The organism is Pseudochrobactrum saccharolyticum, assembly GCF_008801715.1.
GTDB classification, from domain to species: Bacteria; Pseudomonadota; Alphaproteobacteria; order Rhizobiales; family Rhizobiaceae; genus Pseudochrobactrum; species Pseudochrobactrum saccharolyticum.
In genome coordinates this window covers 547920-566661 of the sequence record NZ_VZPG01000001.1, presented here as the reverse complement: position 1 = coordinate 566661, position 18742 = coordinate 547920, and the positions used below count along the sequence as shown (strand labels likewise).

At 50.6% G+C, this 18742-nt stretch carries 14 protein-coding genes; 10 read left to right on the top strand and 4 right to left on the bottom strand.

The window, feature by feature from the left end:
* Positions 1–23: 23 nt before the first annotated feature.
* On the bottom strand, positions 24–917 hold the full coding sequence (locus tag F7P81_RS02650) for a transporter substrate-binding domain-containing protein (RefSeq protein WP_151158467.1): 894 nt from the start codon (positions 915–917) through the stop codon (positions 24–26).
* A gap of 280 nt (positions 918–1197) precedes the next feature.
* Here F7P81_RS02650 and F7P81_RS02645 point away from each other — a divergent pair, with 280 nt between their 5' ends.
* Positions 1198–3141, top strand: a complete 1944-nt coding sequence (locus F7P81_RS02645) for a glycosyltransferase family 2 protein (protein WP_151158466.1) — start codon at positions 1198–1200, stop codon at positions 3139–3141.
* 226 nt (positions 3142–3367) lie between these two features.
* Entirely contained in the window at positions 3368–4675 is a 1308-nt protein-coding gene (locus F7P81_RS02640) for an ATP-binding protein (protein WP_151158465.1), read from the top strand.
* Positions 4676–4703: 28 nt separating this feature from the next.
* Here F7P81_RS02640 and F7P81_RS02635 read toward each other — a convergent pair whose 3' ends face one another.
* The gene (locus F7P81_RS02635; protein WP_151158464.1) at positions 4704–5972 is read right to left on the bottom strand and encodes a GNAT family N-acetyltransferase; all 1269 of its coding nucleotides are present in this window, start codon (positions 5970–5972) and stop codon (positions 4704–4706) included.
* 333 nt (positions 5973–6305) lie between these two features.
* On the opposite strand from F7P81_RS02635, the gene F7P81_RS02630 reads away from it, so the two are divergent.
* On the top strand, positions 6306–7304 hold the full coding sequence (locus F7P81_RS02630) for a glycosyltransferase family 2 protein (protein ID WP_151158463.1): 999 nt from the start codon (positions 6306–6308) through the stop codon (positions 7302–7304).
* 174 nt (positions 7305–7478) lie between these two features.
* Here the strand turns inward: F7P81_RS02630 and F7P81_RS02625 are convergent, their stop codons facing one another.
* Positions 7479–8774 carry a lipopolysaccharide biosynthesis protein gene (locus F7P81_RS02625; RefSeq protein ID WP_246176019.1) on the bottom strand — a complete coding sequence of 432 codons (1296 nt, stop codon included), beginning with the start codon at positions 8772–8774 and terminating at the stop codon, positions 7479–7481.
* 274 nt (positions 8775–9048) lie between these two features.
* On the opposite strand from F7P81_RS02625, the gene F7P81_RS02620 reads away from it, so the two are divergent.
* The 5 genes from F7P81_RS02620 (at position 9049) to F7P81_RS02600 (ending at position 15221) form a co-directional block, all read left to right on the top strand.
* On the top strand, positions 9049–10605 hold the full coding sequence (locus F7P81_RS02620; RefSeq protein WP_151158462.1) for a GumC family protein: 1557 nt from the start codon (positions 9049–9051) through the stop codon (positions 10603–10605).
* 15 nt (positions 10606–10620) lie between these two features.
* Positions 10621–11940 carry an O-antigen ligase family protein gene (locus F7P81_RS02615; RefSeq protein WP_151158461.1) on the top strand — a complete coding sequence of 440 codons (1320 nt, stop codon included), beginning with the start codon at positions 10621–10623 and terminating at the stop codon, positions 11938–11940.
* A 44-nt stretch (positions 11941–11984) separates the two neighbouring features.
* Entirely contained in the window at positions 11985–12716 is a 732-nt protein-coding gene (locus tag F7P81_RS02610; RefSeq protein ID WP_151158950.1) for a polysaccharide deacetylase family protein, read from the top strand.
* A gap of 136 nt (positions 12717–12852) precedes the next feature.
* A complete protein-coding gene (locus F7P81_RS02605) occupies positions 12853–14097 on the top strand; it encodes a glycosyltransferase family 4 protein (RefSeq protein ID WP_151158460.1) in 1245 nt (414 codons plus the stop codon).
* The gene (locus F7P81_RS02600; RefSeq protein WP_151158459.1) at positions 14094–15221 is read left to right on the top strand and encodes a glycosyltransferase family 4 protein; all 1128 of its coding nucleotides are present in this window, start codon (positions 14094–14096) and stop codon (positions 15219–15221) included. Before F7P81_RS02605 ends, F7P81_RS02600 begins: the two co-directional genes overlap by 4 nt.
* A 146-nt stretch (positions 15222–15367) precedes the next feature.
* Here F7P81_RS02600 and F7P81_RS02595 read toward each other — a convergent pair whose 3' ends face one another.
* Positions 15368–15928, bottom strand: coding sequence for a GcrA family cell cycle regulator (locus F7P81_RS02595; protein WP_022711114.1), 561 nt, complete (start codon positions 15926–15928; stop codon positions 15368–15370).
* A 607-nt stretch (positions 15929–16535) separates the two neighbouring features.
* Here F7P81_RS02595 and F7P81_RS02590 point away from each other — a divergent pair.
* Positions 16536–17729 carry an aspartate aminotransferase family protein gene (locus F7P81_RS02590; protein ID WP_022711116.1) on the top strand — a complete coding sequence of 398 codons (1194 nt, stop codon included), beginning with the start codon at positions 16536–16538 and terminating at the stop codon, positions 17727–17729.
* A 12-nt stretch (positions 17730–17741) separates the two neighbouring features.
* Positions 17742–18668 carry an ornithine carbamoyltransferase gene (argF, locus tag F7P81_RS02585; protein ID WP_116086858.1) on the top strand — a complete coding sequence of 309 codons (927 nt, stop codon included), beginning with the start codon at positions 17742–17744 and terminating at the stop codon, positions 18666–18668.
* The last annotated feature ends 74 nt before the right edge of the window (positions 18669–18742 follow it).

Below are 18742 nucleotides of genomic sequence, written 5' to 3'. Positions count from 1 at the left end.
TTTTGAGATGCGCTCATTTTTATTTAATAGAAATCGACCGGAAAATAGCGCAGATACAGGTCATCCAGCACACCTTTGCGCTCTAGTGCATTGAGTGCATTATTGAAGGCGAGACGCAGATCCGCATCTTGCTTGCGCAAAGCAATCGTCATTCCCTGTCCGAGAAACTCCGGTGCCGGATAGGTGCCGCCGATAAAGCGGCAGCAGGAGCCGTCCGGCGCGGTATTGCCTGATATCGTGCTTGGGTTCATCCAGAGCGACAGGCTCATCGCATCACCGAAAAGCAGCTGGATTTTGCCATCTCTGAGATTCTTATAGAGAGGCTCGCTGTTGCTATAAGGACTGGTTTTTGCTTTCGGGAAATAGGTTTTCAACAAGGCTTCATGGGCGGAACCGGCGAGAACACCGACTGTTTTCCCGTCAGGTGAAAAGTTCTTATCGGCCAGTTCCGATGTTCTCACTGTCACAAAACGGGCTGGCAAGCTGAAATAAGCGCGGGTGAAGCTGAGTGTGGTGCGTTTTTCCCGATCCGGTGTCAGTCCGGCAATCAGCGCATCAGTTTCGTTTTTCTGCAAGGCGGGAAACAGTTCATTCCACGGGCGGGCTTCGATCAGGCAACGATTGGTGATCGCCAGTTCCTGACAAAGCGCACGGATCAGATCAATATGATAGCCGCTCAGCCGCCCTTGCGGGGAGAGATTGTTGAAAGGCGCAAAATCTGTGCCGGTCAGGAAACGGATCTGCGTTCTTTGTGAAATATCCGGTTTTGCCGGTTTCTGGTCATCTCCTGCCAGATAGGGCGGGGCGGCGTAGGATGCCGAGATGCCGGAGGCGAGTATCAGCAGGATCGCAGAGCCGACGGCTGCGCAATATTTTAACGCCCGTTTGAGCGGGGCGGAAAGAACATCATTGCGCATTGGCTGACTGCAGCTCCTGTTGGTTTGTCCGGATTTTGTTCAGTATAAAATTTTCTCCTCTTTATAGAAAGCAGAACCCGCGTGAATAATAAATTTATTTTTTGAACAATAATTAATGTTGGTATTATTGAAATTGAATGATTTGTATATTGTATTTTTTACAGTTGATATTTTTTTAAAATGATTATTATTGTTAAATTATCGTAAATTTCAAAATAGTTTTGTTTTGTTACTTCTAATTTAATTGAGTTGATTTTGGTTAAATACTCGCGGGGGCGAAATGACAATACATTTGTTGTTTACACAAAGCTTTATAAAACTCTGCGCAGCATTTTCGGTTCGGCTTGTCGCGGCGGGATTGGGTAAAGCGGATATTATTGCGGCCTTTGCCAGCGCTGCACGGCATAATACGTCTTTTAATGATGAACTCGTGCACAAAGGTGCAATTTCTGAAGCGGCACTTTACAGGCTTTGGGCTGAAGAAACGGGGCTGACTTATGATGATGCGCCGGATGCGGAAGAGGTTTTGTTGCGCCCTTTTGACGGGCCGGCTCGTCTCAGCAGTATCCGCCATATATTGATTGCGGGGCCTAAAGGTCAAAGCCTGCTTTATATGGCGCCGGATCTTCGGGAATTGGCGATGCTGAAATTCTACTTACGGCAATATCCTGAAATGCGTGAGCGTTTAAGACTTTGTCCGCCCTCTGTATTGGTGGCATTATTGCATAACCGTTATGGCAAAGCCGCTGCCGGACGGGCACAAAAAATGACACCCGCACATCTTTCCGCCAGTCTGGTACTGAACGGCTGGCAGGGTTTCTGTTTCGCAGGCTTGCTTATCGGGCTGTTATGGATGTTTCTGACGGAGGGCGGCTCCCGTCTGGCCTTTCTCTATTGGGGCATGACATTGTTTTTCTTTGCCTGCGTCACCATTCGCCTTCTGGCGGCGTGGAATGCACGGCCGCTGCATATCAGACCGCTTGCACCATACCGGCTTCATGATCTGCCGGTTTATACTGTGCTGGTGCCGCTTTATAAGGAGGCAGGGATTGTACGGCAGCTTATACAGGCGCTCAGTGCCTTGAACTGGCCGGTTGCAAAGCTGGATATCAAATTGATTTGCGAGGCCGATGACAGTGAAACTCTGGCGGCGCTGTCACGGCATAAATTACCTGCGCAATTTGAAGTTCTGAAAGTACCCTCGATTGGACCACGTACCAAACCCAAAGCTCTGAATTATGCACTGCAATTTGCCCGTGGCGAATATCTTGTCGTCTATGATGCGGAGGACAGGCCGCATCGCGATCAGTTGCTGGAGGCTTGGCAGACGTTCCGGGGTGGTGGCAGTGATCTCGCCTGTCTTCAGGCGCCGCTGGTGATCGGAAATTTCAGCTGTAACTATCTGACGCGCTATTTTTCTTTTGAATATGCAGGATTATTTCGCGGGCTTTTGCCATGGCTCAGCCGTCGTGGTGCCGTAATGCCTTTGGGCGGAACATCCAATCATCTCCGGCGCAAAGTGCTGCAGAAAGTCGGTGGCTGGGACAGCTATAATGTGACGGAAGATGCCGATCTGGGGATGCGACTGGCACGCTTCGGTTACAGAGTGGATGTGATTAATCGTCCGACGACTGAAGATGCACCGGAAAATTATAAGGACTGGAAAACGCAACGCACCCGCTGGTTCAAGGGCTGGATGCAGACATGGCTGGTGCATATGCGCTCGCCTGTGCATACCTGCCGTCAGTTAGGTGCAGCACGTTTCAGCCTGTACTTGTTATATACAACAGGTTTGCTGCTATCCGCTTTGCTGCATCCCTTTATGCTGGTCAGTCTGATTTGGGGTGTTGCTCTAACAATCTCCGGTTATCACGACCAGTCGGTTGTGGCTGCGGTTTTGTTTAATGGTCTGAATTTGCTGACAGCTTATCTGAGCTTTCATTTGCTGTGTCAGAAGACACTGCGTTATGAAGAAAAACGCCGGTATTTTTATCTTTGGGGCGTGCCTTTATATTGGCTTCTACTGTCCGTTGCATCATGGCGGGCATTTTATCAGATGTTCACTGCGCCCCATCACTGGGAAAAAACACCGCATTTTCCAAGCCGTATTGAGAGCGGGTTAAAACACGTTGAGGACGACAGAAGAACTATACAGACTTTACCGGCGCATTATGCACAGGAAGGCATAATCATCCGGCCGGATTGTCACAAAACCGCAATATAAATCATAAATAGTCCGGCTGTTCTTTTCGGGGCGGACTATGCGCTTTTCCGGAAAAACATTTGTAATCAGCAAAATAAATGTATTCTGTGAAACTGTGCTGCTATCGGAAAGATAATATGCGCATCTGTTGGAATAGAACATAGCAGGCTGCAACAGGGCAGGCATAAAGGCGGCATTCAGATCTATGGTTACCGGTCAGAAACAGCAAGGCGGCGTTTCAAACATAATGGCATCAGATACAGATGGTGAGCGGAAGCAGGAGAGTAGCGAGCAGAGATTGCTAAAAGCTCTGCGTAAATCGGCGTCTTCTATACTGATAATCTTGCCGTTGTTTTTACTGCTGCGTTATTGGGGCGTTTCCGTACCCCTTGCTGCGGCAGGCTGTGTGCTGCTTTTTATTCTGGTGATTGCTCTGGCGTTTTTCAGTACACCGAAACCAGTTGCGGTTACGACCAAAACCGGCAAGCGGGAAGGGCCGCTGTCGCGCCTGTCCGGTGAGCGGCTTGCCGATTTTCTGCCTGATCCGCTGGTGCTTTTTGATACGGATGGTACGATCCTTTATGTCAATCATGCAGCTCGCGAAGCCTTCCCGCCACTGGCTCGGGATGCATCCCTGTATTTGTGCTTTCGCTCGCCGGAAATGCATTCCCTGATACAGGGGATTATTGCTGACGGGCAGGCGCGGTCATCGGATTATCTGGAGCGGTTGCCGTTTGAGCGCTGGTATCGTGCTTCGGTCATGACTTTTGAAACGGCAAAAGGTGAAGCGGATTGTTTTATCCTGATCTTCCGCGACCAGACGGAGTTGCGCCGTATTGACCGTATGCGGTCAGATTTTATTGCGAATGCCAGTCATGAATTGCGCACGCCTCTGGCTTCATTGCGTGGTTTTATTGAAACGCTGCAAGGCCCTGCGCGCGACGATGCCGCTGCGCGCGAGCGTTTTCTTGGCATTATGCAGACACAGGCAGACCGCATGTCGCGTCTGATCGATGATTTGCTGTCTCTTTCTCGTCTGGAAATGAAGGCCGCTATTCCGGTAAAAGAACGCATTGATATCGGGCAGGTGCTGAGCCATGTGGTGGAGACACTGGCGCCTATGGCCTCGGGTGTTGGCGTAACCATTGAATGGACGAAACCAGATCATCCGGTCTGGCTGCCCGGCGACAAAGACGAGCTTATTCAGGTGTTTCAGAACCTGATTGAAAATGCCTGTAAATACGGACAAGCGGGCAAGCGGGTTATTGTCAGTCTTGATGAGCAGGGGGGCGAAGCAGCACCAACCACTGCAGATGCATTGCGTGGTTTTTCCGTCAGCGTAGAGGATTTCGGCCCCGGTATACCGGCTGAGCATTTACCACGTCTGACCGAGCGCTTTTACCGTGTCGATGTGGATAGCAGCCGCGCCCATAAAGGCACGGGTTTGGGGCTCGCCATTGTTAAACATATTCTGACCCGCCATCGCGGAAGGTTGATCGTACGCTCGCAGCTTGGAAAAGGCGCTGTATTCACAGTCGTATTTGCAGGGTCATAATGTAGGGTGCGATCCGCGGGCTGGCTAATCAGCGTTTAACGCCGCGGATCAGCTGCCATTTCAACGGCCGCAGAGCCTGCCAGAATGACGTGGCACGCAAACGCGACATGACTTCTTTATGTACTTCATAGAGGCGACCGCGCAGTGTGGCGCAGACGGTGAGGCGTTTGAGCGGAATGGTCAGATCACAATTCTGCAATTTCCAGTCTTCGTCACCAACGCCAAGATCAAGGCAATTATAGCCTTGCTCTTTCAGGTCTTTGATCAGCAGATAATGTAAGACATGGCCGGGGGAATATTTCGCCCAGTTTTTCAGATTAGAAGCAATCATGATGCCGTAATAATGTGGCCCGCTGACCAGTCCCCACATACAAGCGAGAATTTCACCATTCAGTTTCAATGCAGAAAAATGCAGCACACCGGCTGATTGAAATACTCGTGTTGCTTCATTGAAATAGTGAATTTTCTCAGGATATTGCTCAAATCCCGGTACATGCGTTTCAATAAAACGCTGTTGTTTTTCCCGTAACATGAAGTCCAGCAATGCCTGATTTTCAGCGTCATTTTTCGCGATAAAAAATTCGCAATCGCCTAATTCATGGAGGCGGCGGAGTTTGCGCCGGATAATTTTCGGGCGCACGAGGTTCTGCTGTATTCTGTCCCAGTCATGAGACAATATATTGGCATGGCTGTCCGCTGAGTTGCTCTGATTGGCCAGCAAAAATATCGGATTGGTCAGATTGCCCAGTTTTTCAGGCATATTATTAAAATCGGCAAAATCAAAAGCCGGCAGAGCTTTTTGTATCTGCTGCCACACATTTTCTGCCTGCGCACGGGTCCAGATCATTCCGCAGGCAAACAATACGGGCGCATTATAATCGGCCACACCCTGATCTGTAAAAGACAGGATGCGCGTTCCGTTGCGCACAAAGATAGCCAGAGGCAGAAACATAACCGGTCTGCCGTCTTCTGTGCGAACTTCGATTAGGCACAGCTCAGCCTTCAATGCCGGAGCATAGGTTTCTTCCCAGATTTTCAGAAATGTTGTGGTCTGAAAAATATGATAATTCGGACTTGCATGGCTATGCAGTTTGCCGGGCCCGTTTTTTTCAGCGGCAGGCCAGTCGCCGGAAACATCGTCAACGGACTTAAAGCAGCGGATCTGATAAGCCGGGCATAGGGAGATGTGCGGATCAGAACTGAGGGCAAGATATTCGCTTTTAGGCACCTGAGCAGGTTCGATCAGGCTTAAATCCGGCTCTCCCCGGGAAAGCTGTATCGAACTGATTAATGCCATGCCGCTTGCCCTGTTTTGTTCAATGATAGTCAGGCGTGATGCTGAAAGCCGTTTTACGTTTGAGTGAAGCTGAGGCGACTCTGGCAGAATTGTGTAAACAATGTCCTAGGGAAAATTTTGAAACACAGAATTATTATATCGCTTTGCGGATAAGCAAAAACAGGTCATTGCTTTGTAGTATTTGAGTGAGTTTTATTTAAGTGAAATAATAATATTAAGGCATTTTGATAATATAGTCTGCCAGCCATGTTCCATGGCGGTGTTAATTGCATTTTATATGTCTTATGCCTATATGCGCGTGATAGCCCGATGCTCAGACAAGCAGGATGTAAGATGGCGGTCTCAATCATTATCAAAGCATTGAATGAAGAACGACGGATTGCCGCCGCGCTTGAAAGTGCTCTTGCAGCTTTGCCTGACGGGCAGGGTGAAGTTATTCTGGCTGACAGCGGTTCCCGCGACCGTACGATTGAGATTGCAAAGCAATATCCTGTAAAAATTGTTCAGATTGAAGCGCCTGCCAAAGCCAGTTGCGGATTGGGGCCTCAATTGGGCTATCAGTATAGCAGCGGCTCTTTTATCTGCCTGATGGACGGTGATACAGAACTGGCACCGGACTTTATTATCGAGGCGCTGAAATATCTGGAAGCAAATCCGCGCGTTGCCGGTGTTACCGGCCATGTGATGGAGCGCAATAATGAGAGCCTTGAATATGTCCGGCGCGGCTTGCGGAAAACCGCGTATAAAGCAGTCGGAACGATCGACCGTATTAATTGCGGAGGACTTTACCGGCGCGAGGCGATAGAAGAAATCGGCTATTTGTCTGACCGTAATCTGCACAGCTATGAAGAATATGATCTGGGTGTGCGGTTGCGTGCCAAGGGCTGGACATTGTTTCGTCTCGACCGGCGCTTCGTGTATCACACGGGGCATAGTGCCAATGCATACAAGCTTCTAATTAAGCGCTGGCAGTCAAAATATATTCGCGGCATCGGAGAATTGCTGCGCTCGGCAACGGGCAAGCCACATTTCAGGATGTTGTTTGCCGAATTGCCGGAATTGCGACTGTGGATGGCAGTCTATGGATGGATTATCGCTATGCTGCTGGTGCTGGCTGTCTTGCCAACCGGTATTGCGCTATTGATTGATCTGGCAATGATTGCTGCTGCAGTAGCTTTGATGAGCGTGAAACATCGCAGTTTTTCAATCGGGCTCTATTCAGTTACAGCATGGTTTTTTCATGCAGCGGCACTACCGCTTGGCTTTTTCACGCCACGCAAAAATCCTGCTGCTATGATCGAGAGCAAAATCATTCAGGAAAACAAGCATTAGAGCATTTCACAGTCAAGTTGGATCAACTTGACTTCTTGATTATGTCAAGTTGGATCAACTTGACGCCCGTGATAATGCGACCAAACAAAGAATTGAGACGCGAGCGCTATGATCCAATCTGGACTTAAACCGCTCTAGAGCGACGGGCGCCTCTTCGGGTGCAATAAGGTCGCTCTAAACTGAACTCTGTTTTGCCCTGCGCATCAAGCGCAACAGCACCAGCCATGCGCAGATGGCGATGGAGATTTCAATCAGATAGATTGAAATAAATGTACCTGTCGGCGGCATCAGCCATGTGGCAAATGCCAGTATCGGCGCGCCGATTATATTGCCGGTGTTAAGAATAGCCGCGCGATAGCCGTGCTCACCGGCAGACCCCATTACCTCGACGCTGACAGACCATAATGCATAGAAAATAATGACCCAGCACAGCACCTGCGTAAAATATACCATGGACTGATATTCCTGACCGAAAATCAGTGGCAGATATGGTGCCAAAAAATAAACAAATGTCGCTGTGAAAACGGAAATACCCAATGCCATCAGCGTGGCTTTTTGTGCCAGAGGCCAGGCTTTGTCGATGCCGTTCGCACTCATTTTAGCAAAGCGGGGATAGAGCAAACGGCTCATGGCATCAATATTCAGATAGCTGCTGTCGACAATCCGTCGTGCAACGCCGTAGCTGCCGATGACTGCGGGGGAGAGAAGAAGACCAAGCAGCAACAAGTCGATATTCTGGCGAATGGCGCGGAAGATGAACGGGGTGGCAAAGAAGATACCGAGTTTGATTTCCTCACGCATAATATGGAAGATGGGTTTGCCCAGCCGCATTAAAAACAGCCAGTATATTCCGGCAACTAATACGTGACAGGCAAATTGCCACCAGGCCCAGCCGTTAATGGTGCTGACGCCAAACACAACACAAGCCAGAACCGCCGCAAGCGTACGGGCAAGGGCGAAGCCGACCACAGAGAGATTGGCTGCTTTGAAATTGCTGTGTCCGATATAGACGGCCTCAGCCAGCAAAATCATGCGCAGCAAGACAATATTGGTGACAAGATAGAGAAAGAGACTGATCGTGTTGGTGACAGGATCAGGTGAAAATTCGATCCAGTAGGGCAGGATAAGCATTCCGGCAGCTACGAGCAGAGCACCGCTGATACCGATCAATATCAGATTGTGACCGAGCATGACCGGATATATTTTTTTATTCTGCGCCACGCGCCGCAGCAGGCTTTCAGCGCTGCCAATGCCGCAAATATGCACGACAATGCTGGTGATTGCCATGATAGTGATGAACATACCAAATTCAGCCGCGCCGAGAAAACGCGCGAGAATAGCAAATGTCGCAAGCTGTGCTACACTTGCCATGATGAGGCTGCCGCTGGAAGCCATATAGGAGAGGAGCGACGGTAAATATCGTCGGATACGTGCAGACATGCGGTTGTCCGGCAACTCCGTTTCACTCATAGTTTATTTCCCTTGTCGCAGCCTCTCTATAGCATTTTCCTGTGAAAGGGAACAATTTTAGACCGATTTAGGCCGGAAAACAAAAAGGCAGGGGAAGCCTGTTATTAATTATTATAAGTAAAATTTAAAATAATGCTTTTCATGGAATCTAATACTTAAACTATGCCGATGAGGCTTTGTTAACCTTTTTTTTTAATATCTCTGTTACTGCATAAGTAGATACAGCAATTGAGCCCTCTATACGGGTTTTGCCTCAAGCTATTAGAGATGTCTGATGTATACGCTGCAAGAATTAGCTAAAAAAGCCAAACCCGCGTCTGCCGGCAGCCGTGGTGCAGAAGCTGTTTTGCAGCCGGATACAGATATACGAGCCTCTCAAGCCGTTTCTTCCTCTTCGCAACAGGATTATGCAGACAGTGACGAGGCGCGTTCTGCACAGCGCAGCTGGGTTTTTCCGGTTGTTGGTTTTTCAGATATTATCAATTGGTTGCTGCGCTTTTGGTGGCTGATCCTGCTGCTGGCTCTGGTGGGGGCAGCTGTCGGCATAGGTTTTGGTAAAACCGCCAAGCCGCGTTTCACTGCGGGTTCGGATATCATTGTTGCACCATCAAATTTGCAGGTTGTGCCGAATGATGTTTATGCCACCAGTATGCAGGCAGAAAGCCAGCTGATGGATATTGAAAGCAAGCTGCGCTTGCTGACATCCGGTAATGTGATGCAACGTGTGGTCGACGAACTGAAATTGCAGGATGATCCGGAATTTAACGGAACAGAGAAAACATTATTCTCCGGTCTTCTGGGTGAGCCGAAGAAGGATGATACTGTCGATCCGCAACAGGCAAAGAATATTGCAGCCTTGCGTGAATTGTCATCACGTGTTGAGGCGCGCCGTCCGGAGCGTTCTTATCTGATTAACCTCACTGTCTGGGCGCGGGAGCCTGAAAAGGCCGTTATATTGGCAGATACTGTCGCCAAGGCCTTTCAGGATGAAGTTGCACAGAATGAGCGGGATGGTGCCGCACGCGCTGCCCGTGCTTTGACAGAACCGCTGAGTGAGCTGAAAAAGGCTGCAACTGAAGCCGAAATGAAAGTAGCGCAGTTCCGCAATGCGCAGGGGCTTCAGACCGGTAATACCGGTGAGCTGGTCAGTGCACAGGCTTTGACAGAAATCAATTCACAGCTCGTCGGCGCTCTGAGCCGTCAGGCCGAGGCAAAATCCCGTTATGCAGAACTGACCAGTGCCGGCAATCAGGCTCTGGATCCGTCCGGTACATTGCAATCCCCGACGCTGACTGCATTGCGCACACAATATGCGACCCTGAAACAGCGTCTTGATGCTATGACCATGACTTATGGTCCGCGTTATCCTGAACTGGCCAGCACGCAGTCGCAAATTGCAGGCCTGCAGGCACAAATTTCGCAGGAAACGTCACGGATTTTACGTGCCGCAAAGCTGGATCTGGATCAGGCAAATTCTGTGGTCGAAACTTTGCGCCGTCAGATTGAGACTGCCCGGTCAGCGGTTTCCCTCGATACGGATGCACAGGTTACGCTGAATGATCTTGAACGCGACCGCCTGACAAAGACTACGCTGTATCAGACCTATCTGACCCGTGCGCAGGAAATTGCGCAACGCCAGCAGATCGATGCGACTAATATCCGTATTGCTTCACCGGCCTTGCCACCGAAAAGCCGTTCATGGCCTCCGGGTACAGCTCTTCTTACTGTTGCCGGTGCCGTTGTCGGCGGTGGTCTTGGTACAGGGCTGGCCTTGCTTTTCGGATTTATCGGTCTCTTACGTGCACAGTCCCGCGCTTCTTATAAAAAATAGTGAAGCAGGTTGCAGATGATCCGCACCTCCGGCATGAGCGATATAAGGGGTTTTCTTGCTGCGACCTTATTCATGGCGCAGTTCTTTTACCTCTGGGTGACGATCGAGCCTTTTCCTGCGGAAACGGCTTCGGCGGCGGCTGAAGGCGGCTCAAGCCTGTTTAATCAGGTCGTTTCCTTGCTGCTCTTTGCAAGTGCTATTTGTTATGTTGCCATCAGCCCGTTAAAGAAGCTGGTATTGCAACCCAGGCCTTTAATCGTGTTGCTGGTCATATGGATTTTGCTCGCGGCGCTTTTCTCTGCAGAGCGGGTTGAATCCTTAAAACAGCTTATTCTTTCCTGCATCATTATGCTCAATGCCTCGGTATTCCTGTTATTGCCGCGTTCTGAAGAGCAATTCGCCAAAATGATTATGGCAGGGCTGTTTGTCATGCTGGGGCTTGCCTATTTCGGTGTAATGTTCAAGCCGTTAGTGGCTATACATCAGTTCAGTTCCGAATTAGGCGATGAGCAGTTAGGGAACTGGCGCGGTCATTTTGCCCATAAGAATGTTGCCTCTGCAGCCATGCTGGTCAGTGGCTTCTTCGGGCTTTACCTGAAAGATAAAGGCTATCACCTTGCGGGCTGGCTGATCCTTGTTTTGTCGGTGTTCTTTTTGATGCATACCGGCGGCAAGACATCGACAGCCATGTTCCCGATGATCCTGCTGATCGCCTATGTTTTCGAGAAAATTAAGTGGCTGCGTGTGCCGATTGCTGTCGGCGGTGTGTTAACGATCAATTTTTTAACGGTCGGCGCTGCATTGATACCGTCTGTCTATGAGTTTATTACATCGCTCGGCATTGATGCCAGTTTCACCAACCGTTCGGATATCTGGCGACTGGCTGTAGGGGCAATTGCTGATAGGCCATTGATCGGGCACGGGCTTCATGGTTATTGGCTGACGGACGCTCTGGTTAATAATGATACAGTGGAAAACTGGTCTCCGCGTGCTTTTAACGGTCACAATGCATGGGTCGATGCGTTAATTAATCTCGGTGTTATTGGTTTTTTGCTTGTCTTTATCTGGATTTTAGTGCTGCCATTACTTTACATCAGGCGGATTTCACAGCAAAACCTCTATACGCCTGTTGTGCGGCTTTATGTACGTATCTGGCTTTACGGTTTGTTTGGGGGCGCGCTTGAAAGTGTATTCTTTGAAACCGGCAGTTTATTATGGTTCAGCGTTATGATGGCTCTGTTCGGCTTGCGTTTGCAGGCATTGGCAGTGCCGGTTCCTTATGACGATGCGCCCTCGCTTGCGTTCGCATCAGGCAGTATCGGAGTGACACGGTGAAGCACAAAATTAAATACTGGGTCGCTCGTTTACAGGCACGGCTGATGTCCCGTCTCGCTCCTAAAACACTTCATGTGCCAACGGATCATGCGGTGATCACGTTCACTTTCGACGATGTGCCTGACAGCACTTTGTATTATGGCGCGACCATATTGGAAAAATACGGATTGCGCGGAACATTTTATGTGGCCGGAGGGCTCGCCGGTACATCAGAAACCAGCCGTAAACTGATTACCGAAAGCGGAATTCGTGAACTGGCGGAACGCGGGCATGAAATCGGGTGCCATACATTTTCACATGCGAATGTTGCGGCACTTAAGGATGCGCAGTTGCAAAGTGAGATTGACCGAAACCGGTCATTTCTGAGCCGGATTCTGGGAGATAACAAAGGCGGACATGGTCCGAAGTTTAATTTTGCCTATCCCTATAATGCGGTTTCCTATTTTGCCCATCGGCGGTTGGCGCGCAATTACCGTACTTGCCGCGCCGGAGAAAACCGGATCAATCGCGGGGCAATAAGCCCGCAAATGTTGTATGGTATGGAGATCCGCCAGCCAGAGGCACATTCATTACAATTGACGCGGGAAATTGATGCGGTGAAAGCGCAGCCGGGCTGGCTGATCTTTTTTACGCATGACATTTCTGAAACACCGACATCCTATGGCTGCACACCGGCGACCTTTGAAAAACTGGTTCAATATGCGGTGCAAAGCGGATGTGAAATTTTAACAGTTGATGAAGCACTGGATGATTATGCATCTGCACATGCTGTGTGATGTGTAAAATTTATAAAGCTTTAGAGCGCCAGACACCCATTGGGTGCACAAAACTCGCTCTGACACTTTAAAGTGAGAGCATAATTTCTGTTTCAAGTTTAAGAAATTATGCTCTCAGGCCTGCTTGAGGGAACGCATGACCTTAGATGAGAAGCAGATGCGTCTGCTGGCAATTAATAATTATTTTTACCGGCGTGGCGGAGCGGAAGCGATCTTTCTCGATCATATGAGCCTGTTCGAGGATATCGGCTGGGATGCCGTGCCTTTTGCCATGCAGCATCCGGAAAATCTGCCTTCAGACTGGTCGCGCTATTTTGTATCTGAAATTGAATATGGCCGTGAAAGCTCTGCGCTGACCAAGGTTAAGCAGGCTGCTAAGATCATTTATTCCCGCGAGGCGCAGCAAAATCTGAGCCAATTGCTGGAAGCCGCGAAACCGGATATCGCTCATGCGCATAATGTCTATCACCATTTGTCACCGTCAATTTTTGCGACGCTGAAGCAGCATAATATTCCGGTTGTAATGACCGTGCATGATCTGAAACTGGCCTGTCCTGCTTATAAAATGCTGGTTGACGGTCATGTTTGTGAGCAGTGCAAAGGTGGCCGGATTTATAATGTGGTCGCCAATCGCTGCATCAAAGGGTCGGTTTCGCTCAGCGGACTGGTTTTTGTCGAAACTGCTGTTCACCGGATGCTCGGCCTTTACCGCAATAAAGTTGACCGCTTTGTGGTGCCGAGCCGTTTCTACCGTGAGAAGCTGATTGAATGGGGCTGGCCGCCGGAGCAACTGGTCTATATTCCGAATTTCGTGGAAACGGATCATCTGAAGCCGGTTTATGAGGCGCAGGACTATCTGCTGTTTGCCGGTCGCTTAGCACCAGAAAAAGGCCTCAAAACGCTTATCACTGCAGCGGCAAAATCCGATGTGAAATTGGTCATTGCCGGTACGGGCCCTGATGAGGCCGAATTGAAAGCACTGGCAGCGGAACTCAGCGCGCCGGTAGCTTTCGCCGGTTATGTGACCGGCGAAAAGCTGCATCGTCTGATCGGTGAGGCAAGGGCGCTGGTTCTGCCGTCAGAATGGTATGAAAATGCACCGGTCAGCATTCTGGAGGCCTATGCGCTGGGCACACCGGTGATCGGCGCACGTATTGGCGGTATTCCGGAGATGATCCGTGAAGGTGAGACCGGACTGACTGCTGAGGCCGGTAATGCTGATGATCTGGCAGCACAACTAAGCCATATGGCTGCTATGCCGCTTGCGGAGTGTAACCGGATGGGGCTGGCCGGGCGTGAATGGATTTTGAATGAATTCTCGGCTGAAGCCTATCGTAATCGTATGCTCGCTCTTTACGCTGATCTGGGAGTACGCGCATGAGTAAGCGCCCCAAAGTGATGATGCTCGGTTTGCGTGGTGTGCCGCAAGTGCAGGGCGGTGTGGAGAAGCATGTTGAAGAGCTTGCCCGCGTTTTTGTTGAAAAAGGCTGGGATGTCGAAGTGCTGGGACGCAAACCCTATCTGACCCAGAAAAAGCCTTATCAATGGGAGGGTGTGCAGGTCACGCCGCTTTGGGCGCCGCTTTCCACGAAATTTGAAGCGATTGCTCATACATTTCTCGGCGTGCTGGTGGCGGCAGTTCGACGTCCTGACATCCTGCATATTCATGCAATCGGACCGGCTTTGCTGACCCCTTTGGCACGATTGCTTGGGCTTAAAACCGTCGTTACCCATCATGGTTTTGATTATAACCGCGATAAATGGGGCGGACTTGCCCGCAAAATGCTGAAAACCGGCGAATGGGCAGGGATGCGTTTTGCCAGTCAGCGGATTGCCGTTTCCCGTCATATCGCTGAGGCTATGGCAGAACGCTATCAGGTTTCCGCACAATTTATTCCGAATGGTGTGACCTTACGGGAAACCGGTGGGGCAAGCGCTGTGTTGCAGACATTTGCACTGGAGCAGAAGAAATATGTGGTGATGGTTGCCCGTATCGTGCCGGAAAAGAACCAGCACGATCTGATTGCCGCTTTTGCTGCCATGCAGGCTGCGGGTTATCACACGGATAAGAAATTGGCGATTGTCGGTGCCGCCGATCATCAGTCACCTTATGTCGATCAGGTGAAAGCTCTGGCTGCCAAAACGCCGAATATCGTGCTCACCGGCATGCAACGCGGCGATGATCTGAGGGCGCTTTACAGCAATGCAGCTTTGTTTGTTTTACCGTCCAGTCATGAAGGCATGCCGATCGCGATGATGGAGGCGATGGGCTACGGATTGCCGGTTCTGGCCAGTGATATTACCGCCAATCTTGAAGTCGGCTTGCCGGAGGCTGATTATTTCCCTCTCGGAGATACGCAGGCCTTAGCAAAGCAAATGGCTGAAAAACTGGATCAGCCTTTCAGTGCAGCGCAGGCGGCTGAACAGAGTGCGGAAATTGCAAAAAACTACAGCTGGTCTGGAATCGCAGATCAGACTTTGGCGGTTTATCAGCGCCTGCTTTAAGTTTTGCGCGCTGAGTGGTGCAAAAAGCAGTGCATTTCCTGCTTTGCCTTTGCACTATATGCGGATGAATTAATGCCACTTGCGCATGATATCAGGACAATAAAAAAGGCGCTGAAAAGCGCCTTTTTGTTTGCATATGGTGCCGATTAGCGAGCGCGGCGGCGCTCTGCAGTCGGCTGGAAAGCCAGCTTGGAATGATAGCTGCAATAAGGGCTGGATTCACCGGATTCATGACCGCAGAAGTGGAAATCTTCGTGCAGCGGATCACCGACCGGCCATTTGCATGTGCGTTCTGTCAACTGCAGCAGGGTCAGGTGACGGGAAATCGGCACAACAACATTTTCATTGTGACGGATAATCGGTTCCGCAACGGCATCAGCCAGAACTTCTGCCTGCAGTGCTGCGGCACCGGAGGTTTTCATCACTGTGGCACGCATTGTCGGCTGCGGTGCACTTGCACTGCCGGATGACATGCTGCTGCTTGATGTTGTTGTCGGGCGCGGTGCAGCGACCGGAGCGGGAGCCGGTTTCTTGCTGCGTGGCGCGGCAGTTGTTGTTTTGCCGCGTCCGGATAGTTTAAGCCGGTGCACTTTCCCGATCACCGCATTGCGGCTGACGCCGCCCAGCTGGGCTGCGATCTGGCTTGCACTCAGACCTTCACTCCACAATTTCTTGAGAAGCTCGACGCGTTCATCTGTCCAGTTCATTGTGGCTCAGGCTCCGTTCTTTATAATCTTTATAGCGTCCGGCTATCGTTTTTACGGGCCCGTCCAAGCAGGCACCATATGTACCGGACAGCTGGCGCTGTCGCACTAAATCTAGTCTTACTTTAATATGAAACTACCTTAAGCAAGGACTCCGTGACAAGCGCGGCGCCCGGTGCTGGAATGGTTTTCCCCAACCTTGGAGATCAGCGGGCATTTAATAGACCGGTTTTTTTTAAATACAAGGTTTTCGTGCAACACTTCGGAGTTTATTTCACGGGCACGGGGCTGAAAATTGACAATTATGGTTGTACCGGCCTGTTGTTCAGGCCGGATCCCTTATTGAAGCCTGCGTAACAAAATTGCGCAACAGCGACATTTTTGCACATTTTAAGGGGGCGGTTTTCACCCCGCAGGGCCGCGGTCTTTGATTGACATTTATATATTGGCGAACAATAGTGCATTGTCGAGCCGCCCTGAGGGCGGCTTTTTGATTTCATCCGCGCGCAACAACCGCTTCTCCGGGGGGAGTTTGAGAGAACTCACGGAGACCGGTGAAGACTGATGTTGATGCCCGCTTCAATTTAAAGGCTTTGGAGGCCTTATTGGCATGACGACTGCGACTGTGCACCCGCTTTACGACACCTATAATCGTGCAGCGTTGCGCTTTGAGCGAGGGGAGGGCGTTTGGCTGATTACCGAGGGCGGCGAACGCTATCTCGATTTCGCAGCCGGTATTGCTGTGAATTCACTCGGACACAGCCACCCGCATCTGGTAAAGACACTTCAGGATCAGGCCGCCAAATTGTGGCACCTTTCCAATGTCTATGAAGTGCCGGGTCAGGAGCGCCTTGGTCAGCGCCTCGTCGATAATACTTTTGCCGATAAAGTTTTCTTCACCAATTCCGGCGCCGAAGCTCTGGAATGCGCGATTAAAACCGCGCGCCGCTATCATTTTGCCAATGGTCAGCCTGAGCGTTATCGCATCGTTACCTTTGAAGGTGCTTTCCACGGGCGTACACTGGCAACCATCGCAGCCGGCGGACAGGCCAAATATCTGGAAGGTTTCGGCCCGAAGGTCGATGGTTTTGATCAGGTGCCGTTCGGTGATGAAGCAGCCCTGCGTGCTGCTATTACACCGGAAACAGCGGCTATCCTTCTGGAGCCGGTACAGGGTGAGGGCGGTCTTCGCTCCTTCTCCAATGAATTTCTGCGTCTGATCCGTCAGATCTGCGACGAAAACGGCCTGCTGCTGATTTTGGATGAAGTGCAGACGGGCGTTGGTCGTACCGGCAAATTCTATGCCTATGAATGGGCAGGTATTGAACCTGATCTGCTGGCAACTGCCAAAGGTATCGGCGGCGGTTTCCCGATGGGCGCCTGTCTGGCAACCGCTGAAGCAGCCAAGGGCATGGTCGCAGGTGTGCATGGCACCACCTATGGCGGTAACCCGCTGGCGATGGCCGTGGGTGAAGCTGTGCTGGATGTAATGCTGGCCGATGGTTTCTTTGACCATGTTAATGAAATGGCATCGCAGTTCCGTCAGGGTATGGCGTCGATCATCGACCGCTATCCGGATGTGTTCACCGAAGTGCGCGGTAAAGGCCTGATGATCGGTCTGAAATGCGCCGTGCCAAATACAGATGTAATTACCGGATTGCGCGCCGAGCATATGCTGAGCGTTGGCGCCGGTGACAATGTTGTGCGTTTGTTGCCTCCGCTGACAGTAACGGCAGATGATATGCGTGAAGCTCTGAACCGGATTGAAAAGGTTGCAGCCAAGCTTTCCAAAGCTCCTGCATAACGGTGACTAATAATGGCAAATGATAAGACTTTAAGGCATTTTACCGACCTCTCTGCAGTCAGCCCGCAGGATCTGCGCTTCATCCTTGATGAAGCGCGCGCCCGCAAAGAACGATTAAAAGCCGGTGAGCGCGATAAGCCGCTTGATGGTAAAGTTCTGGCTATGATTTTTGAAAAGCCGTCCACGCGAACCCGCGTCTCTTTTGATGTGGGTATGCGCCAGCTCGGCGGCGAAACAATCATGCTGACCGGTTCGGAAATGCAGCTTGGCCGCAGTGAAACCATTGCGGACACAGCCAAAGTTTTGTCACGTTTTGTCGATGCCATTATGATCCGTACAACCTCTCATGATCGCATGCTCGAACTCGCCGAGCATGCGACCGTGCCGGTTATCAATGCGCTGACCGATGATACCCATCCGTGTCAGATCATGGCCGATATTCTGACTTTTGAAGAACATCGCGGACCAATCAAGGGCCGCACGGTCACATGGAGCGGTGACGGCAATAATGTGCTGCATTCCTTCATTGAGGCTGCGGCGCAGTTTGATTTCCGTCTGAATATTGCGACACCTTCGGGCAGTGAACCGCTGTCGCGTTTTGTTGACTGGGCAAATGCAAAAGGCGCAAAAATCTTCTCGACCACCAGTGCGGAAAAGGCTGTGGCCGGTTCTGACTGCATCGTGACCGATACATGGGTGTCGATGGGGCAGGAAGATAATGCGCGCGGCAATAATGTTTTCATGCCATATCAGGTGAATGCGGATTTGATGGCGAAAGCCAATAAGGACGCTTTGTTCATGCACTGTCTGCCAGCCCATCGTGGCGAGGAAGTGACGGATGAAGTGATCGACGGCCCGCAATCCGTGGTCTTTGATGAGGCGGAAAACCGTATGCATGCGCAGAAAGCGATTTTGACCTGGTGTCTTGAAGGACGCTGATCGCTTCTTATCTATAGGATAACGTATGGATCGGCTGCCTGATCCTGATTTGAAGATTGAACCACGGCTTGCAG